This window comes from Cupriavidus sp. MEYA8 (genome assembly GCF_059278825.1).
Genome location: NZ_CM181221.1, coordinates 2,154,950 through 2,177,737 on the forward strand (window position 1 = coordinate 2,154,950; position 22,788 = coordinate 2,177,737).

20 protein-coding genes and 1 tRNA gene are annotated in these 22,788 nt (G+C 64.4%); 9 read left to right on the plus strand and 12 right to left on the minus strand.

Translation table 11 applies throughout. The features are described from left to right. Positions 1 to 111: 111 nt before the first annotated feature. Positions 112 to 1,104, minus strand: coding sequence for an asparaginase (locus AC5WJ1_RS09970; RefSeq protein ID WP_195427574.1), 993 nt, complete (start codon positions 1,102 to 1,104; stop codon positions 112 to 114). 280 nt (positions 1,105 to 1,384) lie between these two features. Here AC5WJ1_RS09970 and lexA point away from each other — a divergent pair, with 280 nt between their 5' ends. After that, complete coding sequence (gene lexA, locus AC5WJ1_RS09975) at positions 1,385 to 2,041, plus strand: transcriptional repressor LexA (RefSeq protein ID WP_029048697.1); 657 nt, start codon at positions 1,385 to 1,387, stop codon at positions 2,039 to 2,041. A gap of 113 nt (positions 2,042 to 2,154) precedes the next feature. Then, positions 2,155 to 2,322: a hypothetical protein gene (locus AC5WJ1_RS09980; RefSeq protein ID WP_165971523.1), complete on the plus strand. Its 168-nt coding sequence runs from the start codon at positions 2,155 to 2,157 to the stop codon at positions 2,320 to 2,322. Here AC5WJ1_RS09980 and AC5WJ1_RS09985 read toward each other — a convergent pair whose 3' ends face one another. From AC5WJ1_RS09985 to AC5WJ1_RS10000, 4 genes are all read right to left on the minus strand, one after another. Further along, positions 2,323 to 2,673, minus strand: coding sequence for a hypothetical protein (locus tag AC5WJ1_RS09985; protein WP_240745881.1), 351 nt, complete (start codon positions 2,671 to 2,673; stop codon positions 2,323 to 2,325). A gap of 536 nt (positions 2,674 to 3,209) precedes the next feature. Then, positions 3,210 to 3,449: a hypothetical protein gene (locus tag AC5WJ1_RS09990; RefSeq protein WP_133096468.1), complete on the minus strand. Its 240-nt coding sequence runs from the start codon at positions 3,447 to 3,449 to the stop codon at positions 3,210 to 3,212. Between the two features lie 1,785 nt (positions 3,450 to 5,234). Further along, positions 5,235 to 5,603, minus strand: a complete 369-nt coding sequence (locus AC5WJ1_RS09995) for a hypothetical protein (RefSeq protein WP_167884590.1) — start codon at positions 5,601 to 5,603, stop codon at positions 5,235 to 5,237. Positions 5,604 to 6,023: 420 nt separating this feature from the next. Beyond that, positions 6,024 to 6,245, minus strand: coding sequence for a hypothetical protein (locus AC5WJ1_RS10000; RefSeq protein ID WP_133096470.1), 222 nt, complete (start codon positions 6,243 to 6,245; stop codon positions 6,024 to 6,026). A 60-nt stretch (positions 6,246 to 6,305) separates the two neighbouring features. Between AC5WJ1_RS10000 and AC5WJ1_RS10005 the strand changes: the two genes are divergently transcribed. Continuing rightward, the gene (locus AC5WJ1_RS10005; RefSeq protein ID WP_135705476.1) at positions 6,306 to 6,830 is read left to right on the plus strand and encodes a DUF1643 domain-containing protein; all 525 of its coding nucleotides are present in this window, start codon (positions 6,306 to 6,308) and stop codon (positions 6,828 to 6,830) included. 445 nt (positions 6,831 to 7,275) lie between these two features. Here the strand turns inward: AC5WJ1_RS10005 and AC5WJ1_RS10010 are convergent. The 6 genes from AC5WJ1_RS10010 to AC5WJ1_RS10035 form a co-directional block, all read right to left on the minus strand. Continuing rightward, a tRNA-His gene (locus AC5WJ1_RS10010) sits at positions 7,276 to 7,351 on the minus strand. 103 nt (positions 7,352 to 7,454) lie between these two features. After that, positions 7,455 to 7,733, minus strand: coding sequence for a hypothetical protein (locus tag AC5WJ1_RS10015; protein WP_135706287.1), 279 nt, complete (start codon positions 7,731 to 7,733; stop codon positions 7,455 to 7,457). 962 nt (positions 7,734 to 8,695) lie between these two features. Further along, the gene (gene dusA, locus AC5WJ1_RS10020; RefSeq protein ID WP_135705478.1) at positions 8,696 to 9,733 is read right to left on the minus strand and encodes a tRNA dihydrouridine(20/20a) synthase DusA; all 1,038 of its coding nucleotides are present in this window, start codon (positions 9,731 to 9,733) and stop codon (positions 8,696 to 8,698) included. Between the two features lie 288 nt (positions 9,734 to 10,021). Beyond that, positions 10,022 to 10,585: an NADPH-dependent FMN reductase gene (locus AC5WJ1_RS10025; RefSeq protein WP_133096474.1), complete on the minus strand. Its 564-nt coding sequence runs from the start codon at positions 10,583 to 10,585 to the stop codon at positions 10,022 to 10,024. Positions 10,586 to 10,744: 159 nt separating this feature from the next. Next, positions 10,745 to 11,833 (minus strand): enoyl-CoA hydratase/isomerase family protein, encoded by a 1,089-nt coding sequence (locus AC5WJ1_RS10030; RefSeq protein ID WP_195427504.1) that lies wholly within the window; start codon positions 11,831 to 11,833, stop codon positions 10,745 to 10,747. 115 nt (positions 11,834 to 11,948) lie between these two features. Further along, positions 11,949 to 13,517 carry a methyl-accepting chemotaxis protein gene (locus tag AC5WJ1_RS10035; RefSeq protein WP_494476060.1) on the minus strand — a complete coding sequence of 523 codons (1,569 nt, stop codon included), beginning with the start codon at positions 13,515 to 13,517 and terminating at the stop codon, positions 11,949 to 11,951. Between the two features lie 259 nt (positions 13,518 to 13,776). Between AC5WJ1_RS10035 and AC5WJ1_RS10040 the strand changes: the two genes are divergently transcribed. Continuing rightward, entirely contained in the window at positions 13,777 to 14,637 is an 861-nt protein-coding gene (locus tag AC5WJ1_RS10040) for a sterol desaturase family protein (RefSeq protein WP_434033647.1), read from the plus strand. Between the two features lie 78 nt (positions 14,638 to 14,715). On the opposite strand, the gene typA is transcribed toward AC5WJ1_RS10040, so the two are convergent. Beyond that, positions 14,716 to 16,536: a translational GTPase TypA gene (gene typA, locus AC5WJ1_RS10045; protein ID WP_133096478.1), complete on the minus strand. Its 1,821-nt coding sequence runs from the start codon at positions 16,534 to 16,536 to the stop codon at positions 14,716 to 14,718. A 210-nt stretch (positions 16,537 to 16,746) separates the two neighbouring features. On the opposite strand from typA, the gene AC5WJ1_RS10050 reads away from it, so the two are divergent. From AC5WJ1_RS10050 to AC5WJ1_RS10070, 5 genes are all read left to right on the plus strand, one after another. Next, complete coding sequence (locus tag AC5WJ1_RS10050) at positions 16,747 to 17,232, plus strand: MarR family winged helix-turn-helix transcriptional regulator (protein ID WP_195427502.1); 486 nt, start codon at positions 16,747 to 16,749, stop codon at positions 17,230 to 17,232. A gap of 99 nt (positions 17,233 to 17,331) precedes the next feature. After that, positions 17,332 to 18,888 (plus strand): AdeC/AdeK/OprM family multidrug efflux complex outer membrane factor, encoded by a 1,557-nt coding sequence (locus AC5WJ1_RS10055; RefSeq protein WP_133096480.1) that lies wholly within the window; start codon positions 17,332 to 17,334, stop codon positions 18,886 to 18,888. 44 nt (positions 18,889 to 18,932) lie between these two features. Beyond that, a complete protein-coding gene (locus tag AC5WJ1_RS10060; RefSeq protein ID WP_434033646.1) occupies positions 18,933 to 20,201 on the plus strand; it encodes an HlyD family secretion protein in 1,269 nt (422 codons plus the stop codon). A gap of 2 nt (positions 20,202 to 20,203) precedes the next feature. Further along, on the plus strand, positions 20,204 to 21,814 hold the full coding sequence (locus tag AC5WJ1_RS10065) for a DHA2 family efflux MFS transporter permease subunit (protein WP_255519689.1): 1,611 nt from the start codon (positions 20,204 to 20,206) through the stop codon (positions 21,812 to 21,814). 178 nt (positions 21,815 to 21,992) lie between these two features. Beyond that, positions 21,993 to 22,781, plus strand: coding sequence for an IclR family transcriptional regulator (locus tag AC5WJ1_RS10070; RefSeq protein ID WP_133096483.1), 789 nt, complete (start codon positions 21,993 to 21,995; stop codon positions 22,779 to 22,781). The last annotated feature ends 7 nt before the right edge of the window (positions 22,782 to 22,788 follow it).

The following is a 22,788-nucleotide window of genomic DNA, read 5'->3' on the forward strand; positions in this document are numbered from 1 at the left end:
GACGCTCCTTTTGGGATTAGCCACCCGGGCGTCACGAGTCCGGTGTGGCAAGGTTGAATAGCCTCAAATTATAGCCCGGCGCCAACGGGGCGCGCAAGCGGCAAGGCTGGCTCAGGCTTTGGCAAAGGCGGCCTGCAGGCGCACGGGATCCCGTGCCAGCGCAGGATCCGCCGCAAGCGCCAATGCCAGCAGTACCCTCGCCTTATACGGATTCAGGTCCGAGGCGGAGACAAAAACGCCATCGGACGGGCTGGGATGCGCCGGAATCGCCACATGACCTGCCCCGGTGCGCGAACTGCGCACCACCGCCACTCCGGCGGCGGCGGCATCCACCAGGGCCTCCGCCAGCACTTCGTGTATCGAGCCATTGCCGGCGGCGGCCACCACCAGGCCCGCCACGCCAGCCTGCACCAGCGCATCGACGGCGATCCGGCCCGGCTGCGCGTAGCTCGCCACGATCTCGACCACCGGCCATGCGCCCGGCATCGGACCGATCGCCCATGCCTGCCGGGGCGTGCGGGCAAAGCCCACGTAGTCGTCCTGCACCAGCCCGAGCGGCCCGCACTGGGACACGAAGGCATCCACCGCCGAGGTATGCGCCTTGGCAACATCGCGCGCCGCATGGATCTGCTGGTTCAGCACCACCAGCACGCCCTTTCCGCGCGCATCCGGATACGCCGCCACCCGTACCGCGTCGAGCAGGTTGAGCGGCCCGTCGGCCGACAGCGAGGTGGACGGCCGCATCGCCGCCGTCATCACCACCGGGACCGGGCACGCCTGGGTCAGGTGCAGCGCCATCGCCGTTTCTTCCAGCGTATCGGTGCCGTGCGTGATCACGATGCCCGCCACATCCGCCTGCGCCGACCAGTGCTCGACGCGAGCGGCCAGCGCGACCCACAGCGCAAAGGTCATGTCCTTGCTGTCGACCTGCGCCACCTGCTCGGCTTCGATCCGTGCCACCGACTGCAGCGCCGGCACCGCCGCAAGCAACGACGACACGGGCACGGTGGCCGCCTGGTAGTGCGCGCTGCTGGCGGGGTTGCCGGAAGCGCCGGCAATGGTGCCGCCGGTAGCCAATACAACGATGCGAGGCAATTGGGTCATGGATGCTGGGGCTCAGGAAACAGACGGGAATACATGCGCCGGGCGATGGAATCGCGATTGTAACGGCGGACTTCCACCGGAATGGCCCGCGCCGAGGCCGATCGGTTCACGCGCGCCAGCAAAAATTCTGCTTGCGCTGACGCCGATACTGTATAAAATCACAGCATACTGTTTAAACATACAGTGCCCGGCCCGCCGGATGCAGGATTTCGGGGACCGCCCACCCCGTTGGGCAGCCCATCCAACCCTGCCCAGCGCGCCCGCACGGAACGGCGATCCCATGGCGACCCTGACACCCCGGCAGCAGCAGATTTTCGATCTGATCCGCAATACGATCCGCCGTACCGGCTTCCCGCCGACGCGTGCCGAGATTGCTGCCGAATTTGGCTTTTCCTCGCCAAATGCCGCGGAAGAGCACCTGCGCGCGTTGGCCCGCAAAGGCGTGATCGAGCTGACGCCTGGCGCCTCGCGCGGCATCCGCCTGAAGGTTTCGCGCAGCGACTCGGAAATGCCGGACCAGTTCTCGCTACCCATCCCCGGCGTTTTGCAGCTGACGCTGCCGTTGGTTGGCCGCGTCGCAGCCGGCAGCCCCATCCTTGCCGCCGAACATATCGACCGCCAATACCAGGTGGACGCCTCGGTCTTCGATGAACGCCCCGACTACCTGCTGCGCGTGCGCGGCCTGAGCATGCGCGACGCCGGCATTCTCGACGGCGACCTGCTCGCCGTGCGCCGGGCCAGCGAAGCGCCCAACGGCAAGATCGTGGTGGCGCGACTCGGCGACGATGTCACGGTCAAGCGCCTGCAACGGCGCGGCGGCCATATCGAGCTGATCGCGGAAAACCCGGACTTCGCCAACATCATCGTTGAACCGGGGCGCGAAGAGTTTTCGCTGGAAGGCATCGCGGTCGGCCTGATCCGATCCTCCGGCTTCTAGCCGGTCACGGCAGGCGCTTCGCCTGCGCGGACCCACCCGCTTCCATTGCTTTGCAGACGCCGCCCGGCTTGCCGGGTGTTGACCCCGCTTTTGCCTGAAAAAGAGGTGCAACCATGCCGCAAACCCACCACGTCGCCGCCCGCCGCCCGGTCAAGCCGGTGCCCTTCCGCCAGTGCAAGGGCGTGCGCGTCTATCAGGGCGCGCAGCGCCGGACCATGGTAGGCAGCATGGCCGCGATCTGCAGGATGCTTGAACTGGAAACCACTAGCAAGCTGGCCTGATCAGCTACGCGCGCACGCCTTGGTTTCCGTCTCCAGTTCTTCCGGAGTCATCTGCGGGAACCATGTATTAGTCTTGCGCAACTCGACCGCCGTGCCATCCGGCCTGGCGGTCAGCGAGATCAGGTAGGCATACGCAAATTCGCCACTGATCTTTGGCTGTCCGATCCGGATTTCCATCTGGTTCTGTGCCGGCAGGTTGACCATCGTGGCTTCGTCGCCGAGATTGTTGCGCAGGCATTTGGCAACGTCAGCCATTTTTGCCGGCGTGAACAAGCGCATCGGCGGACGCGCACGAATATCTTTCTCCGATGTGCCGGTGGCGCATCCGGCCATCATCGCGGCCACTGCCACGCCAGCCCCTATTACCGCTGCTCGAAAGAACATACGACCCCTTTGGAATGCAAGGCGCGTATGGTACAGGAGCCACATCGATTGTGGGCGTCGCTGGCACTGAAAGGAGCGTCCAAGACGATGACGCAGGGATCTCCATCCCCTCCGCGCAAGCGCGTTTAGCCAGGCCACGCCAGGAAGAGTAGGCCCAGCCCGAGCACCACCGCCGCGAGGATCAAATAGTGGCGCCAGCCGTGCCTCGGATCACCGGTACGGTATGCATGATGGGAATGAGGGATGTGAGGTCTCATGGAGCGAATTGCCGAAAGCTCTTATCCCATCGTAGCCCTTTAAGACCAAGTCGTCCCGCTCGCGCAGCGTCCGCAGCATGCCGCAGCGCCGCCGTCTATTCCGATTCTCTAAGTGCAGTTCGCCTGCATAGGAAGCTGGCCGAAACGCCGCGCGTGTAAGGCGGCAGCACTGGTAAGCGCCAACGCGCCTGAGATGGCGAGTTGGTCGGCGAAGGAATCAAAATGCTTCGGAGTGGCCGCATGAGGCTACAGCCCGGTCTTAGTGTTCTCGACGCAAGCCTTTGCGTAAGCAATTGCTTCAGCCATCGCCTCTTCCTCGCTATTGAACGTGGCTTTGATCTTGTGTCGCAAGCCTGGGACAAACTCGTTTGCGTGATCGATTCTGCGCTCGAACAATACCGATGCCTCCCAGGATCCAGATTTCGACTTCCAGACCGTGCAGTGGCAGAAATACTCCCCTTCTTCGACCAAGGCATGGCTCGACATGGCGCGCTCCCATCGTTTCAGAGGAATCCTAGCATGATGAAAGAACGCCCCATCCGCTTCAACGGCAAGCCTCATCGCCCTCGTCCATCTGCTCGGTCACCGCACTCGGTCGCATACCCGCCAGCGCAAAACGCACGAACGGAATTTCCTCCCTTCTCGGCCGTCTCTTCGCAGTAGTCCAGCGGAGAATGGCTTTTTATGGCACGGCCGATATTCCCACTTCTACTGGTCGGCTTACCGCGCCGAGCAAGCGATCGACGAGCGCCATAAAGTGACTCGCGACAATATTGTGCGCTGCATCACAATTCATAACGAAGCTCTTGTGCGATGCGGCATATGATGTGACGGGGGACCTGTAGTAAGAGCCTTGGGCCCATGCAGCCAAGGCCTCATATCTGTTTTGACGGGGGAATTTCGGTAGCCCAAACGGGCCTTGGCCTATGCAGCCAAGGCCCACTCCATTCTGTGCAAGCGGCGAGGTCAGCGAATACACCCGACGGCAGAAGGAGGGATCCGCCAATGGGTAGCAGCGCCGCTGTTCTCGCCCTGCAGGACATCGACGCGTGTCGGCCCGAGGTGAGCAAGAAATGTTTGCGAGGCAACGGAGCCCCCTCGCCTACCCACAGAGAACGCGCAAATCGGCACGCGCCTTCAGAGCGATCGGCGCCCACTGCTTGCCTGCCCGTAGCTTCGCTACATACGTTGGCTCATAGCACCGCAATTCATGCGCCGGAGTTCAGGATGCCTGGCGGCCGACCGCGATCAAGCGGGGCCTACCTTCAACATCCTCGATGCGCGGCAGGGCGCCCGAAGCAATGTTCTGCCGAACCGCAGCCTTCAATTCAGGAACATCCCAACGCCCCTGCTCGATAGCACCCAGAGCGTCGCCAGTAACTGCGAATCTCCCGCCACAGGCAGCGCAGCGGTATATTTGACTACCGCGCAGGCGATCTTGTCGGTCAAGCCAGCGTCGCGCGAGTGCAGCGCATAGTAAGCAAGGCACGGTTTTGGTTGAACTCACAGTGTGTCCCCGGCGATTGTCAAATCGGCCTTACGGCCGGCCTGCGTCTTGCAACCTGCTTGGGGTCAACATCAGGCACAGCAGGAGATTGGTGGTCCAATCCGGATGCAATGGTGCGCCTGGCAGACCCTCATCGTCACGGTAGCCTAGGCCTAAGTTTCATTTAAGAAACGTGCCCTGATCTGTTTGCGACACAACAGAGTCAACCAGTGCTGTGCCGTGCCGCACAACGAGGGATGGACAATTCCCGGCGTGGGCCATCGATCACCCCCTTGAGGTGTGGCTCGCCGTCGGTGCTTGGGCTGCGCTGGACGACACCACCATTCGTTTTTCCCTGCGCTGACGGCCCATGCCAAGCAAAGCGCTACCTCTGGATGTGCCGGCCCTCACGGACGAGGAGTCGCGCGACATCGGCCTGCGCATGCGCAATCCGGACGTAAATGACCTGCTCAACTCCTTTACTCGTATCAGATTGCCCTGCAACTGTCACAGGAAGACGCCCTGACTTTCGCGCAGGTCATGGACTGTAGCAGGCGACGACCGTGGAAGCCTTGAACCTCGCCGCAGACCTGTCAGGTACGTGCCCGACATGGTGCAACAGGATGAGCTTCGAGCGGAATTCGAGCGCCTGAAGAAAGGCGACGACTAAACCCCGAGAGCGGAGCGCCGCGCGTGTGAGAACCAGGCGTGACAGCCGGCAGAGACCGGCACGCTTACAAACGTAGCAGGAACAAACATGACCAAGTACGGAAAGCTGGATTGCCTCATCTTGCGTTCCTTTGGCGAGCAGTCGGCGCAATTTGCTTCCACATCCGCGACCTTCTGTGCGCTCCAGGCCTGTCAATCGTTGCCACGATCTCCGCCTCGACCTCTACCGCCGTCGCCCCCGCGATTTCCTCCACGGTCATCAGCGCGGTTGCCGCCGCGGCCACTGCTTCTGTCTTCGCCACGCTCGGCGCGGCGGTCCGAGCCGCGATTCTCCGCTCGCTCATCGCCGCGATTCCACCCACGCTTCTCACCGCGGTTTTCGCCTTGATTTCCACCACGATTCCAACTGCGGTTGTCACCGTCGTTCCAATCGCGGCCCCTGCTGCGTTTCTCGTCCCGGTCCCAGCCGCGATTCCAGTCACCATCCCATTTGCGATTACCGCCGTAGTACCTGGCGCCGCTCCAATCAGAGTAACCTCCGCCGTAGTATGGGCGCGAGTATCCGCCGTGGTAGTAGCCGTCATCGTAGGGAGCGACAGCACAGCCGGTGAGAAGTGCTGCCGTAGCTACGGTGAGCACGAGAGGGGGTTTCATGGTGACCTGCGTTTGCGGTTGGCGAATTTGCCGCAAGAATACCGACGGGCGACTCCCCCAGTTGTAAGAAATCGTGTCCCGTTGATGATCGTTCATGGCGTGCATCGCCACAGCCATCGGGGTTGATGGCGACGTCGAGGAGGAACTGGTCCTGGATCCCCTCTTCGCCGGACCCGATCACCGGCGCCGGCGCGCGGGACGCCCGATCCGTCGGTGTGGGTGGTGGGGTTCAGGAGGGTCGAGCGACAGACTTAAAACTCGAGTTCTTTCAGCGTCCTGGTGGCCAGGTATGTCGCAGCTTCCTTCGCCTCATCTCTAGTTGGGAAATCCTCCACGGTTTGGTGTGGCACTTCTGCATCCGGCTCTTCTTCCAAACGGCGGATATACACATACCCTCTGAACCGTCCAGGAGCGGTCTCCATAACCGCTATCCGGGCCACATGCGTGTCCGTGGCAAAAAGCTCATCTTCCATGGCAGCCTCCACTTCTAATGTCTCAGGATCGTAGCATGATCAAATCCCCCAGGAACCGCTATGAAACGACTGACCGAGACCACGCTGGACGGTGAGGGCGGATGCATCCTGTCGGATTGCGAGCAGTACCGGTACCGCCTCTGGCGCGCCTGGGACGACAACCGCCCAGCGCTCGGCTTCATCATGCTGAACCCGTCGACGGCCGACCACCACGTCAGCGACCCGACCATCACCAGGTGCCTGCAGCGCGCGCTGGCCGGCAAGTATGGCCGGCTCGAAGTCGTCAACCTGTTCCCACTGCGATCGACGGATCCGGATGGCCTGCTGAGTCATCCGGATCCGCTCGGAGATCCGCCGGGTCGCAACGACGGCGCTGTCATGGATGCAATCGATGGCTGCTCGACGGTCATCTGCGCGTGGGGATCGCACAGAGCGGCACCGGCGCGTGCGGCGGAAGTGCTGCGAATCGTCCGCATGTGCGGCCGCGGCAACCTGCTTTACCACCTCGGACTCAACCATGACGGCAGTCCAAGGCATCCGCTCTACGTCGCGGCCACAGTCCAACCGCGGCCGTACACCGCCTGACCGGACCCGCGAAATATCATCGAGACAACCCCGCAACACAGGGATGCATAAATCCGAGCGCGGTACCCTGCCCGATCTACACGCCTACCCAGCAATTACAGCGCGGGTCTACGACCGGAGCAAAATGGTCAGACGCAAGGCACTCTAGAGCCGTGCAGCGTCAAGGCGGAGCGTCTCCGATTCATAGCCCGGGAACTTAGCGTTGTGCGTGACCTTCGCACCAGGCGCCAACCGCGCTTGAATTTCCGCGACCAAGTGCTCGAGCTTCTGCCAGTCCTTCGCGCCCGCCATGTTCTCTCCTCATTGTTACGGAAAAGTAACATGAGACCGGGGCGAGATTGGAAGGCTATTCCCACCGTGGGAATATGGCGGGAACAGACCACTGTATGGATGTCCAGAAAGCAAAACAGCCGCTTTTGTAAGCGGCTGTTTTGCAAAGAATTTTTGGGGTGGCTGATGGGACTCGAACCCACGACGACAGGAATCACAATCCTGGACTCTACCAACTGAGCTACAGCCACCGTAGAGGTCATCAGCGAAGCGCTGATCGACGAAAACCAAGATTATACAAACACTTTTCCGAGATGGCTAGTATCCCGCACAAATTTTTTTCGGGGGCTTGCATCACACCTTGCGCGGCTGCCACTTGGCCTCCAGCAGCACTGCCTCCTTGATTGCAGCAATGGTCTCCGCCTCGGTGTCGAAGTGGCCCAGCAACCGGCGCGACTTTCCGTTGAGGACGGCCTCCTGCAATGCCCTGGCCGCGGCTGCCGAGGTGCCGTGGTGCCAGCAGTAGCGCGCCGTCCATTTGCCATCCTGCAGTTGTTCGGCGACCCAGACCAGCCTGAAGTCCTCAAACACTTCGCCGAATGACTCTTCGTTGTTTGCGTTCCCTTTGTCCACGCTTGCTGCCGTCCGTTCGCCCGTGGCGATGCGAAGAATCGTAGCACGCAGGCCAGGGCGCCAGACATGGGCGCGGAGCGCGGCAGCGAGAGGCCTTTGCGGTAAGTCACCAATCCACAGGCGATTTGGCGTGCACAGCCCCACCTCTGCAGGGTTCTTGCCGGTCGTGCGCACAGCGATACTCTGCTCCGAGGGATATTGCCCCCCCTCGATCTTCCCCTCAGGCGGCCCGCCCCATCGGGGGTTCGCTATTGCAATGATTCGCTGGAACCTGGCGCACTGGCAGTGGCCCAACCATCTTCAGGATGAATTGCGGGGAAGGAGCATGCCAACGATGCTTGGACGTCTGGCGGGAGTCTTGCTGCTGCTGGGGATGGTCGCGGCCCTGGGGGGCTGTGCGGCCGGCGGAGCCGATGGACAGGAGTCGGGAATTACGGCCTACGGAACGCTGGACGTGGGCATCAGCCGTACTTCGCGATAGATCCAACGCTGCCGGCATGACCGATGGAACTCTTTTTCATGCAGTCCGGTCAAACCGGCTCGACTGGCGCGATCGCAGAAGGCCGCAGAAGGCCAAAAAAAGAGTCCGCAGCGCGGACTCTTAACTTTAGCGATCTCAAATGCCCTGAAGGCCGTTGCAATGTAACTGTCATCCGGGGATTGCACCATTCGGGTAAACGAAGAGCGCCGGACGCGCCGACGAAAAAAAGCCCGCCGAAGCGGGCCGAATAATCAGTTGAAGAAAGCCCTGTATTCGAGGGCAGGCACAGTGTAAAAAAGTGCCCTGCCTCGGCGAATTAGGGGAATCCCTTTGCGGGCGCCAGTTCCGGGGCGATCGGACATTGCAAGTGTCGAGTGCGCTACGCTCCCGGGAGGCATGCACAGTTTGGCGATTCGGTGTTAGAGCAGCGATTCAAGCGCCCAAAAGCAGGCCGGTGCTCGATCGCTCAGCGCGACTCGCCCTATGCCGCCAGCGGCTGTGACGCCAGGGGACGCAGGTGTGTACGCGCCTCTGCAAACAGTGCATCCACATCGGCGCGAGTGCGCGCGGCATGCATGCGCTTTGCATCGGACAGCACGCGGCGCCAGCCTCGTCCTCCCGCAACGCCGCGGTACAGCCCCAGCATATGCCGAGTAGCGGCGCCCATGTACCCGCCGCGCTCGACCATGTCGCCGATGTAACCCTGCATCGATAGTTCTACATCCAGCCGCGATCGCACTGCCGCCTCGGCGTCGCCATAGAAGCGTACGTCCACTTCCGCCAGCAGATAGGGCTGGTGGTAGGCCTCGCGGCCAATCATCACGCCATCGACGTGCTGCAGGTGCCGAGCCATCTCGTCATAGGTGGCGATGCCGCCATTGATCAGGATCTCCAGCTGCGGAAATTCCTGTTTCAGCTGGTATGCCACTTCATAGCGCAGCGGCGGGATCTCGCGGTTTTCCTTTGGACTCAGGCCTTTCAGGATGGCATTGCGCGCATGGACGATAAATGTGTCGCAGCCCGCCTCCGCGACCATGCCGACAAAATCCCGCACGAAATCGTAGTGCTCGATGGTATCGATGCCGATGCGATGCTTTACCGTCACCGGGATGCTGACCGCATCGCGCATCGCCTTCACGCAATCGGCAACCAGTTCGGGCTCCGCCATCAGGCAGGCGCCGAAAGCGCCGCGCTGCACGCGTTCGGACGGGCAGCCGCAATTCAGGTTGATCTCCTTGTAGCCCCATTGCTCGCCCAACTTCGCCGCCGCGGCCAGGTCTGCCGGCTCGCTCCCGCCAAGTTGCAGCGCGACAGGCTGCTCGGCCGCATCGAAATCCAGGTGGCGCGGCACGTCGCCATGCAGCAGCGCACCGGTGGTCACCATCTCGGTGTACAGCCAGGTATGGCGGCTGAGCTGGCGATGGAAGGTGCGGCAATGGCGGTCAGTCCAGTCCATCATCGGCGCCACGGAGACGCGGCGCGGACTTGCCGCGGCAGGTTTACCTTGAAAATGGGTCATCTTGGAACGGATCGGCGCGACCAATCCTCATGCTACTCGCAGATATCAACAACGCCCGGTGGAGGCGATTCCCGTGCGGCGGAGGCGTCGCACAATGCAGCCGCAGCAGTATTGCGGCTTTTCGGGAGGCGCACGAGTTTACCACCCTGGCAGATCTTTCGCCTGAGACGCAGGCCGCCACGACCAGGCTGCAACGAAGGTCGCAGCCGGCGCGGCGAAATCTGAATCTACTCGACGATCCTGACCATGAACGATCAGTAATGCCCGGACGCGGCCGGGCCCAGGGGCTCATCGTGTGGCAGCAGTCTTGTCGATCCACGTGGCGAACGCGGTCAGGAACTTGTCGAGGAACCCCCGCGTGGATTCGTTGGCAATGCCGCCCTGCTCGTCGAGCAGTTTGTCGACACCGCTGATATAGGCCTCGGGCTGCTGCAGGACCGGAACATTGAGGAAAACCATCGACTGCCGCAGGTGATGATTTGCGCCAAACCCGCCGACGGCACCCGGCGAGGCACTGATGATGGCGCCGGGCTTGCCGTCCCAGACGCTGCTGCCATAGGGGCGCGAGCCCACGTCGATGGCGTTCTTCAACGGTGCGGGGACCGAGCGGTTGTACTCGGGCGTGACGAACAGCACCGCATCGGCGCGACGCACACGGTCGCGGAATGCGACCCAGGTCTGCGGCGGCTTGTCGTCCAGGTCCTGGTTGTAGAGCTGCAGGTCGCCGATCTCGACGATCTCCAGCTTGAGTTGTGCCGGCGCCTGCGCGATCAGCGCCTTGGCCAGCTTGCGGTTATACGACTCCTTGCGCAGGCTTCCCACCAGTACAACGACATCACGAGGATTGCTCATCACGGCTCCCTTGTCTGTGTGGACACTTGAAGCGGACGGTGCGGGCGCCATGGCTGGCATGGCTAGCCGCGCCGGTCCAGCCACCACTCTACCCGAGTCGCGACTGGTCCGCCGCGAAGCGAGCGGCGCGCACGGCCGCCCGGCCATGTGAACGGGCGGTCAGGCGCCCTTGCCCAGCGCGGCCAGCGGATGGTCTTCCGTACGCCACGGGCTGTCGAAGAACGACTGGATCGTCTCGCGGCCAACCTCATCCAGCCGGGCATGCTGCCAGCGCGGCTTGTGGTCCTTGTCGATCGCCAGGGCGCGGATGCCTTCGACGCCGTCGCCATTGCGGAACACGTAGTACATCATGTCAAGTTCCATGCGCAGCTCATCTTCGAGCGACATGCCGCGCGCGCGCCGGATCTGCTCCAGCGACACGCACAGCATCAGCGGCGAGCGGCTGCGCAGCATGGCAGCGGTCTGCGCGGCCCAGTCGCCCGGCGCATCGCTGACGGCCGCCAGGATGTCCTGCGCGGTATTGCCGGAGAACAATGCGTCGATCTGTGCGGACAGGCCAGCCAGCGTGCTTTGCGCAGGCAGGCAGTCTGCGCGGTGCGGTGCGGTGAAGCCATCGATATGCGCGACGACGGCCTCGCCGCTGGCAAACTGCTGCGCGCGCAGCGAAGCGACCAGCTCGGCCAGCCGGTTGCCCGGCAGGTAGGCATCGGCCAGGCCTGCGTACAGCGCATCGGCCGCGCTGATCGCGGTGCCGGTCAGCCCCAGGTATTCGCCGATATGGCCCGGCGTGCGTGCCAGGAACCAGCCGCCGCCGACATCGGGGAACAGGCCGATATTGGTCTCGGGCATGGCCATCCTGGTGCGCTCGGTGACCAGGCGCAGCCGGGCCCCTTGCGAAATACCCATGCCGCCACCCATCACCACGCCGTCCATCAGCGCGATATAAGGCTTGGCGTAGCGGTGGATCAGGAAATTGAGCGCGTATTCCTCGACAAAGAACTGGTCGAGCAGCGGATCGCCTTCATGCGCCGCCTTGTGGAAGTAGCGGATATCGCCGCCAGCGCAGAATGCCTTGCCGCCGGCACCGGCAACCACCACCGCCACCACTTCGGGCGCCGAAGCCCACGCCTGCAGCGCCTGGGTCATGGCGCGGATCATGTCCAGCGACAGTGCGTTGAGCGCCTGCGGACGATTCAGCGTCAGGTATCCGATGCCACCGTGGACTTCGGTCGTGACGAATTCAGTCATGTCTTGCTCCTCCAATGCAACTGGCGATTTTACGCCAGTCGCACCGGCAGGCGTACCCCGTGGGCGGCTTGCGGCGCATGCAAGGGCCATGCGCGTGCGCCGCCGGCGGCCGCGTTCAGGCCAGCCTGAACGTCGCCACCAGCGCCGTCAGGCGCTGCGCCTGGTCTTCCAGCGAAGCGGCCGCGGCGGCGGCCTGCTCGACCAGCGCCGCGTTCTGCTGGGTCATGCTGTCCATCTGCGACACCGCCACGTTGACCTGCTCGATGCCGTGCGACTGTTCGTCCGACGCCGCGCTGATATCGCCGATGATGCCGCTCACGCGCCGCACGGCGTGGACGATGTCCTCCATGGCGCGGCCGGCATCGTCGACCAGTCCCGTTCCTTCGCGCACGTTCGCCACCGAAGCGCCGATCAGCGTGCGGATTTCCTTCGATGCGCCGGCGCAGCGCTGCGCCAGGTCGCGCACGTCGCCCGCGACCACCGCGAAGCCGCGGCCGTGCTCGCCGGCGCGCGCCGCTTCGACGGCGGCATTGAGCGCGAGGATATTGGTCTGGAACGCGATCTTCTCGATCACGTCGATGATGTCCACGATCTTGCTCGAACTGCCGTCGATCGAACGCATGGTATCGACCACGCGCGACACCGCCTCGCTGCCCCGCTCTGCCAGCGCGCTGGCGTCGGTGGCCAGCGTGCGCGCCTCACGCGCGCTGTCGGCATTCTGGCGCACGGTACTGGTCAGCTCTTCCATGCTCGATGCGGTTTCTTCCAGCGATGCGGCCTGTTGCTCGGTACGCTGCGACAGGTCGGCGTTGCCGCTGGCGATCTGCTTGCTGGCCGAGGCAATGGCGTCGGCACCACCGCGCACTTCACCCACCATCGCCACCAGGCTGTATTGCATGCGGCCCAGCATGCCGAGCATGCGCGCGGTTTCGTTGCGCGCCGACTCATCGGCCTGCACGCCACCGCCGTCCGCTGCCTGGACACTCAGGTCGCCGCCGGCGATCCTGTCGAAGCGCGCGATGGCGACATCGAGGGGCTGCACGATCGAACCGCGCAGGCGCCACGCCACCACGGTACTGAACGCCAGCCCGAGCACCAGTGCCATGACCGACAGCGTGAACAGGTTGCGATAACGGTGCTGCGACGCTTCGTAGACCTCCCTCGCGCTGGCCAGCTGCAGCTTGTTGAGTTCGGCATTGGCCGCGGTGAAGGCGATGTCGAGCCTGGGGATTTCCTCGAGCACGTACTTCATCACGGCATCGCGATCGGCCGCGTGCAACGCGGCGATCATGGGTGCCACACCTTGCTTGAACAGTGCGTCGCGCTTGGCGGTGACATCATCGACCATTCTCTCCTCATGAGCCGGGCGCTGCAGCGCAAGGTAGGCCTTCCATGCTTTCTCGGAATCGCGCGCAAAACCCTCGGCGGTCGCGGCGCGGGCCTTGGCGTCGGCGGGGTCCGTGGCAAAGGTGGCCTGGTCGAGCAGCACCCGCACCAGCAGCTGGTTCGAGCGCGCCTCGGCAAGATGCACCGCTGCCGACAGCTGCTGCGAATAGATCTGGCGCGTGGCATCGTTGCTGCGCGACATGCCGAGCCAACCGACGGCACCGACAATCAGAAGCAACAAGTTGGTAACGATGGTCAGGAACCACAATCTGGCTCCGATGGTGGTGTTCTTGAACATTGAAGCTCCGGGGTTAGAAGGGCGAAAAATGCGGGGCGAAGGCGTTTGCGAAACCAGGGGACGTGGCATGCCGCCCCCCTGCTCATCTACGGCGCGCACAACGGTTCCTTAACCCGGATTACTTGCCTTCCAATGCGCGACACAACTGCGCATCAGTACAGCAATGCGGGGATACGCCCGATGCGGCTCACCCGCGTCATCGCGCATGTTTGGAGGAACTCCTCGTAGCAATTCCGCATGAAATGTGCACACTTGCGGGATGACCACCGAATCGCTCGATCCCGAACTCGTGCTGCTGGCGTTTGCGCCGGTCTTCCTGTTGGCCATTGCCGGCGAGGCCTGGTACTGGGCACGCCGCGACCGGTCGGTGTACAGCCTGCGCAATACCGTCTCCAATGCGACGCTCGCGCTAATGCACCAGGCCTCGGACGCCTTCTTCCTCTGGCTGATGATCCGGACGGTGTATAGCTGGTGTTACCGGCATGGATTGCATGCAGTCCCGGAGACGGCGTGGTCGTTCGCGCTGTTGCTGCTGTTGCAGGACTTCCTGTACTACTGGTTCCACCGCGCCAGCCATCGCGTGCGCTGGCTATGGGCGTCGCACGTGACGCATCACTCGTCGGAAGGCATGAATTTCTCGACGGCGTTCCGGCAGAGCCTGACATATCCGCTGTCCGGGATGTGGCTGTTCTGGATTCCGCTGGCGTATATCGGCTTCACGCCGGACTGGGTGATCCTGGCCGTGGGCCTGAATCTGGCATTCCAGTTCTTCGTCCATACGCGGCTGGGGCGGCGCCGGCCGTGGATCGAATCGGTGTTCAATACGCCTTCGGTCCATCGCGTGCATCACGCCAGGAACCCGCGGTACATCGACCGCAACTACGCCGGCGTGCTGACGGTATGGGACAGGCTCTTCGGCACCTTCGTCCCCGAGCGGGAGGCGCCGGTGTACGGCATCACGCGGCAGGTGCGCACGCACAATCCGCTGACGCTGACCTTCCACGAATGGCGCGACATGTTCGTGGATGCGTGGCGCGACCGGGATTTGCGCTACCTGTGGAAGCCGCCGGAATGGCGCAGCCCGCGTGCGTCTGCCACGGAGGTGCTTCCGGGAACGTAGGAGCCAGATGCATCTGGTGACGCGGCGGGAATAAAAAAACCGCGCTCGAAAGCGCGGTTTTTTTGACACCGAAAGCGCTTATGCGCCTTCGCGTGCGGCACGCTTGCGCTCATGCTCCTTCAGGTGGCGCTTGCGCAGGCGGATGCTCTTCGGCGTGAGCTCGACCAGTTCGTCGTCGGCGATGAATTCCACCGCGTACTCGAGCGACATCTGGATCGGCGGCACCAGGCGCACGGCTTCATCGGTACCCGAAGCGCGCACGTTGGTCAGCTGCTTGCCCTTGATCGGGTTGACCACCAGGTCGTTGTCGCGGCTGTGGATGCCGATGATCATGCCTTCGTACAGCGCATCGCCCGGCTTGACGAACATGCGGCCACGGTCCTGCAGCTTCCACAGCGCGTAGGCCACCGCATCGCCGTCGTCCTGCGAGATCAGCACGCCGTTGTGGCGCTCGCCCAGGCCGCCTTCGCGCACCGGCGCGTAGTCGTCGAAGATATGGCTGATCAGGCCGGTGCCGCGCGTCAGCGTCAGGAACTCGCCCTGGAAGCCGATCAGGCCGCGGGCCGGGATGCGGTATTCCAGGCGGGTACGGCCCTTGCCGTCCGACGCCATGTCGAGCAGTTCGCCCTTGCGGCGGCCCAGCTCTTCCATCACGCCGCCCTGGTGGCTGTCTTCGACGTCCACGGTCAGCAGTTCGTACGGCTCGTGCTTGACGCCGTCGATTTCCTTGAACACCACGCGCGGACGCGACACGGCCAGCTCGTAGCCTTCGCGGCGCATGTTTTCCAGCAGGATGGTCAGGTGCAGTTCGCCGCGGCCCGACACTTCGAAGACGGTGTCGTCGCCGGTATCGGCCACGCGCAGCGCCACGTTCGACTTCAGTTCGCGGTCAAGGCGCTCGCGCAGCTGGCGGCTGGTCACGAACTTGCCTTCACGGCCTGCCAGCGGCGAAGTGTTGACGCAGAAGTTCATGGTCAGCGTCGGCTCGTCCACCTTCAGCATCGGCAGCGCGTCCTGGGCGTCCGGCGCACACACGGTGCAGCCGATGCCCAGTTCTTCGATGCCGTTGATCAGCACGATGTCGCCGGCTTCGGCCTCGGGCACGATCTCGCGCTCCAGGCCCTGGAACTTCAGCACCTGGTTGATGCGGCCCTTGATCGGGTTGCCTTCCGGGCCGAACTTGACCACCACGTCCTGCAGCGGACGGGCGCGGCCACGCGAGATGCGGCCCACGCCGATCTTGCCGACGTAGCTGGAGTAGTCCAGCGAAATGATCTGCAGCTGCAGGGGGCCGTCCCGGTCGTCGTCACGCACCGGCACCTTGTCCAGCACGGTCTCGAACAGCGGCTTCATGTCGCCGTCGCGCACGTCTTCGGTGAGGCCGGCAAAGCCGTTCAGGCCCGATGCGTAGATCACCGGGAAGTCGAGCTGCTCATCGGTCGCACCCAGCTTGTCGAACAGGTCGAAGGTCTGGTTGATGACCCAGTCCGGGCGCGCGCCCGGACGGTCGATCTTGTTGACCACCACGATCGGCTTCAGGCCCAGCGCCAGCGCCTTGCGCGTGACGAAGCGGGTCTGGGGCATCGGGCCCTCGACCGCGTCGACCAGCAGGAGCACGCCGTCGACCATCGACAGCACGCGCTCCACTTCACCGCCGAAGTCGGCGTGGCCCGGGGTGTCGACGATGTTGATATGGGTGCCGTTGTATTCGACGGCACAGTTCTTCGCGAGAATCGTGATCCCGCGTTCCTTTTCCAGGTCGTTCGAGTCCATCACCCGCTCGGCGACTTGCTGGTTGTCGCGGAAGGTGCCTGCCTGGCGCAGGAGCTGGTCGACCAGGGTGGTCTTGCCATGATCGACGTGGGCGATGATGGCGATGTTTCGGATGGCGCGGGTCATTGCTGCGTCTCGCTAAGAGCGGCCCTCGCAAGGAGGGTCGGAGAATCTGAGGTAACCCAACATTCTAGCATGTTGCGGCGCAAGATGCGTTGACTCAACCGTCACTCCCTTAGCAAATATTATTTCACAAAACGAAATAACGAATTTCCGTTCTTGCGCATCCTTAAACATGAACATATATTTGCCTCAGCAAAGATTGCAAAGGCAAAGATGTCAAAGGACCCTACCTCCGGACCGTCGGCAGCAGATACCACACTGTTCGATCCCGCCAAGTACCAGATGTGCGACAGCGTCGGCTATCTGCTGCAACGCGCGAAGAACACGCTGGCACATAGCGTCGAGCAGGAGGTCAGCAGCCTGGACATCACGCATGCGCAGGCCAGCTGCCTGATCATGATTGCCACCGGGCGTGCCGCTACCGTCACAGACCTGGGGCGCGAACTGAACACCGACATGGGCTCGGTTACGCGTCTGCTGAGCCGCATGGAAAAACGCGGCCTGGTCGAACGCCAGCGCCGCGACGACGACCGCCGCGTTGTCGACCTGTTGCTGACCGAACAGGGCCAGGCCCTGGCAGACCTGCTGCCGACCATCTTCTGCAAAGTACTTTCCCAGCACTTCAGGGGGTTTTCCGCCGACGAACTCCAGTTGCTGAAGACCATGCTGCGCCGGGTCATCGATAACAACAGCGGCTAGCGGCATGCCGGCCGGAACCCGGCAAGGCAGACCGTCCGGCACGCCGGACCACACCGCACCACCCGTCACAAAGCATGGCTCCGCACACGGAGCGACACCATGAAACAAGCACTCTCTTCACAAGCCCCCCTGTCGGCACGCCCGCACCAGCTGGCACGCCGCGCGGGCATGCTGGCAGTGACCGCCGTGGCCGCGGCGGTGCTGGCCGGCTGCGCCGCGCTCGGCAATTCGCACAGCACGCAGACCATGGCCGAGCCGGCCGCGATGGCCAGCTCGCAAACCCTGCCCGGCGAACACGGCCAGTGGCCCACGCAGGACTGGGTAGACCAGTTCAAGGACCCGCAGCTGAGCGCGCTGGTTGATGAAGCGGTCAAGGACAACCCCAGCCTGCAGGCTGCGTTTGCGCGTGTGGAAGCTTCGCGCGCCATGGCCGATGCCACCCGCAGCGCGCTATATCCGCACGTGGAGTTCGAAGGCAGCCTGATCCGCCAGCGCTTCTCCGAGAAGGATCTGTTCGAAGGCACGCCGCTGGCCGGCTCGTGGCAGAACCAGTCGCGGCTGCAGGTCGGCCTCTCCTATGACTTCGACTTCTGGGGCAAGAACCGCGACGCGCTCGAAGCCGCGCTGTCGGACGACCGTGCCGCCGAGGCGGAAAGCCAGGCCTCGCGCCTGATCCTGGCGACCTCGATCGCGCGCAACTACGCCCGCCTGGCCGCGCTGTATGCCCAGCGCGACGTCGCCGAGCGCGCCATCGCGCAGCGCCGCGACCTGACCGAGCTGTCGCGCCAGCGGCTGGCCGCCGGCCTGGACACGCAGGTCGAGACCACGCAGGCACGCGGCACCGTGGCCGCGTCGCAGACCGACCTGCAGCGCGTCGACGAAGAGATCGCGCTGGCCCGCAACCAGCTCGCCGCGCTGCTGGGCAAGGGCCCGGACCGCGGCTTGCAGATCCAGCCGCCGGTGCTGCTGGCCCAGTCCACACCCACCCTGCCCGACGACCTGACCATCGGCCTGCTTGGCCGCCGTCCCGACCTGGTGGCGGCGCGCTGGCGCGTCGAAGCGGCATCCAAGGACATCAATGTCGCCAAGAAGGAATTCCTGCCCGACGTCAGCCTGACAGCGTTCGCCGGCCTGGCCGCGCTGGACCCGTCCAATCTGCTGATGGGCATCAGCCGCACCTTCGGCATCGGCCCGACCATCCGTCTGCCGATCTTCGAGGGCGGCAGGCTGCGCGCCAACCTGAAGGGCAAGTATGCCGGCTATGACATCGCCGTGGCCAACTACAACCAGGCGCTGGTCGATGCGCTGCGCGAAACCGCCGACACCATGACCAGCATCCGCAGCGTCGACAAGCAGATCGAGAGCCAGCGCGAAGCACTGGACCTGGCCGAGCACGCCTACGTACTGGCGACCACGCGCTACAAGGCGGGCCTGGGCACGCAGCTGACCGTGCTGAACGCGGAAAGCAACGTGCTGCAGCAGCGCCGGCTCGCGACCGACCTGCAGGCACGCCGCCTCGACTTGCAGATGGGCCTGATGAAGGCCCTCGGCGGCGGCTACCAGGAACCTGCCGAAGGCGAAGAGAGCCACGCCGGCCACAGCCAGGCCGGCACGGCGCAGCAACAGGACAAGACCCAGGCGGGCGCCCGCGGCTGATCCGCGCACCCGGTGATTGCAGACAGGATTCACCAGAGAACATCATGAGCAACAACCAGCAAGCGGCCGGCACCAGCAATCCCCAGCAAGCCCCGGCCCCCAACGGCAACGGCCAGCGCAAGCGCATGCTGCTGTCGCTGACCGCGGCGATCGTTGTCGCCGGCATCGGCTACGGCGTGTACTGGGGCATGTACGCCCGCCATTTCGAAACCACCGACGATGCCTACGTCGCCGGCAACGTGGTGCAGGTGACCCCGCTGGTCGCCGGTACGGTGGTGTCGATCGCCGCCGACGACACGCAACTCGTCACCGCCGGCCAGCCGCTGATCCAGCTGGACCGCGCCGATACCCAGGTGTCGCTGGAACAGGCCGAGGCGCAGCTGGCGCAGGCCGTGCGCGAGGTGCGCACGCTGTACGTCAACAACGGCTCGCTCGCCGCCAATGTGGCGCTGCGCGAGGCCGATGTCGCCAAGGCGCGCGAAGACCTGCGCCGCCGCCAGGCCATCGCCGGCTCGGGCGCGGTCTCCAATGAAGAAATCTCGCACGCGCAGGCGGCGGTCAAGGCCGCCGAATCGGCGCTGCTGGCAGCGCGCGAGCAGCTGGCCTCGAACAAGGTGCTGACCGACCAGACCACCGTGGAAAAGCACCCTAACGTGCAGCGCGCCGCCGCCAACCTGCGCTCGGCCTACCTGTCGTTCGCGCGCTCGACCATGCCGGCGCCGGTGACCGGCTACGTGGCCAAGCGCTCGGTGCAGGTGGGCCAGCGCGTGGCCGCGGGCGCGCCGCTGATGGCGGTGGTGCCGCTGGACCAGGTCTGGGTCGACGCCAACTTCAAGGAAGTGCAGATCACCCATATGCGCATCGGCCAGCCGGTGACGCTGGAGGCTGACGTGTACGGCTCCAAGGTCGAGTACAAGGGCAAGGTCGCGGGCTTCTCGGCCGGTACCGGTTCCGCCTTCTCGCTGCTGCCGGCACAGAACGCCACCGGCAACTGGATCAAGGTGGTGCAGCGCCTGCCGGTGCGTATCGCGCTGGATCCGCAGCAGCTCAAGGACCACCCGCTGCGCGTGGGCCTGTCGATGACGGTGAAGGTCGACGTGCGCCGCGAGGAAGGCGCCGCCATGGCCAACGCCGCGCCGGCCAGGCCGATGCAGACCGACGTCTATGACAAGGTGGCGCAGGACGCCGACCAGCTGATCGCCCAGATCATCACCGCCAACAACGGCGGCCGCGCCGTCAGCCTGCCCGCCACCAATGGGACCGACGGCGCCAGCGCGGCCAACAACGCCAACGCCAAGCCTGCCCGCACCTGATCATGGCCAACTCCATCACCGCCGCGCAGCACGGCGCCGGCTCGCCGGCGCGGCCTGCCGCGCCGCTGGCGCCGCAGCAGCCGCAGCCGCTGACCGGCGGCAAGCTGGTGATCGGCACCATCGCGCTGTCGCTGGCCACGTTCATGAACGTGCTGGACTCGTCGATCGCCAACGTGTCGATCCCGGCAATCTCGGGCGACCTCGGCGTGGCGCCCAACCAGGGCACCTGGGTCATCACCTCGTTCGCGGTGGCCAATGCGATCTCGGTGCCGCTGACCGGCTGGCTGACCACGCGCTTCGGTGCGGTGCGGCTGTTCATCACGTCGATCCTGCTGTTCGTGCTGGCGTCGTGGCTGTGCGGCGTCGCGCCCAACCTGGAAACGCTGCTGGCCGCGCGGGTCCTGCAAGGGGCGGTGGCGGGGCCGATGATCCCGCTGTCGCAGTCGCTGCTGCTGTCGAGCTATCCACCCGCGAAAAGCACCATGGCGCTGGCGCTGTGGGGCATGACCACGCTGGTGGCGCCCATCATGGGCCCGCTGCTGGGCGGCTGGATCTCCGACAACATGACGTGGCCGTGGATCTTCTACATCAACGTGCCGGTGGGGATCATCACCGCCTACGCCACCTGGGCCATCTACAAGGACCGCGAGACGCCGACCAAGGTGCTGCCGATCGACCGCATCGGCCTGGCGCTGCTGGTGATCTGGGTGGGGTCGATGCAGCTGATGCTCGACAAGGGCAAGGAGCTGGACTGGTTCCACTCCACCGAGATCGTGGTGCTGACGCTGGTCGCCATTGTCGGCTTCCTGTTCTTCCTGGCATGGGAGAGCTATGAGAAGCATCCGATCGTCGACATCAGCCTGTTCAAGGGCCGCAACTTCAGCTCGGGGGTGATCGCCATCTCGGTGGCATATGGGCTGTTCTTCGGCAACCTGGTAATCCTGCCGCTGTGGCTGCAGACCATCATCGGCTATACGGCGACGGATGCCGGCATCGTGATGGCGCCGGTGGGGATCTTCGCGATCCTGCTGTCGCCGGTGATCGGGCGCAACCTGCCGAAGATGGATGCGCGCTGGGTCGCAACGGCCGCGTTCATCACCTTCGGCATCGTCAGCCTGATGCGTTCGGGCTTCACCACGCAGGTCGATACCTGGACGCTGATGGTGCCGACGCTGATCCAGGGCGCGGCGATGGCGATGTTCTTTATCCCGCTGACGTCGATCATCCTGTCGGGACAGCCGGCCGAGAAGATTCCGGCGGCATCGGGCTTGTCGAACTTCGTGCGGATTACCTTCGGCGGCATCGGCGCCTCGATCTCGACCACGGTATGGGAAAACCGCACGGCGCTGCACCACGCGCAGCTGGTCGAGCAGGTGAACCCGTACAACCCGGCCTATCAGGGCCAGCTCAGCCACCTGACGCAGATGGGCATGAGCCAGGCGCAGGCCGTGGGGGTGATCGAGCGCAACATCAGCCAGCAGGCAGCCATGCTGGGCGCCAACGATATCTTCTGGATCTCGGGGATGCTGTTCTTCGTGCTGATCGGCTTTGTCTGGCTCACGCGGCCAGCCAAGGGCGGCGGCGGTTCGGCGGACGCGATGGCGGCACACTGACGCATACACCTGCTTAGGGACGGACGCTTGCGAGCGTCCCTTTTTTGTCTTCTCGCCGGAACCCACCGGCACCCCTTGTATTCCGGCCTCGGCCGTCCTATGATTTCCAAACCGATTTACGGAACCACGGTTCCGAAAAACGGAACCAAACGGAAAACCAAAGAGACGGAGCGACGGTGTGAGCATTCTCGAGGGCGTGGAAAGCGTGCTGGCCATGTTCGAACAAGGCCGGCACGAGGTCACGTTCAACGACGTCATTGACGAACTCGGCCTGGCCAAGAGTTCGGCTTCGCGGCTGCTGGCGCAGATGGTGCGCTACCGGCTGCTGGAGCTGCAGCCATCGACGCGGCGCTACCGCCCCGGGACACTGCTGATCCGCGCCGCCCAGGCGGCGACACAGGCGCATCCGTTCGACGAGCAATGCCGGGCGATCCTGGCCGCGCTGTCTGACTCCACCGGCTTCACCGCCTACCTGTCGATGCTCGACGGCACCGACACCGTGGTGCTGCAGCGCCTGAACGGCAGCAACCCGGTGCAAGTGCTGTCGCCGCCAGGCGCGCGCCGGCCGGCATTCACCACCGCGATGGGCCGCGTCCTGCTCTCGCGCCTGCCGGAAGCCGAATTCAGCGCACGCTATGGCACTTCCGGCGCGCGCAAATTGCCCGAGGCGCCGGCTGGCTGCCCCGCTACCGTGGCCGAACTGGCCGAGCGCGTGGCAAGCGCCAGCCGCGAGCGCAGCGCGATCGCCGTGAATGAAGGCATGCCGGGCATTGGCGCCGTGGCCACCACGCTGGCCGATCCGCTTTCCGGAGATGTGCGCGGCCTGTGCCTGTCGTTCACCGCGATGCAGGTCAGCCAGGCCCAGGCCCACGCGCTGCGTGAAACGCTGGTGCAGGCAGTGGCGCCGGTCGGGCAGCGCATCGGCGATCCGCTCTGGCTTCATCCCGGCGACACCGCCGGGCAATAGCAATCCC